Annotated in this window: 1 pseudogene; it reads right to left on the reverse strand. The window is 44.0% G+C overall.

From position 1 onward, the window contains the following. Positions 1–284 (reverse strand): annotated as a pseudogene (locus KVT11_RS21365) (S8 family serine peptidase); the annotation flags it as partial.

Consider the following 284-nt stretch of genomic DNA (forward strand, 5'->3'; position numbering starts at 1 on the left):
CCATAATAAAAAGGTTCGCCCAGTTTTGTTGCCGTTTTTGTCACCCTTTCACGCAATTCATCATTTGTCAGATTCGGATGTTTTGATAGAATGCCTGCCGCAGCACCAGCTACATGAGGTGATGCCATAGACGATCCACTCTTATATCCATATACGTTATGAGGAACGGTACTTAATGTTGAAACACCTGGTGCTGATACTTGCACTTCTTCCCCAACAGAGGAATCAAAGGCTCTTTACTTTCGTTGATCCACAGATGCGACTAGCATGACAGAGCTAAGTCG

It is taken from the genome of Bacillus sp. GbtcB10, assembly GCF_019091365.1.
Classification (GTDB): Bacteria; Bacillota; Bacilli; order Bacillales; family Bacillaceae; genus Bacillus; species Bacillus altitudinis.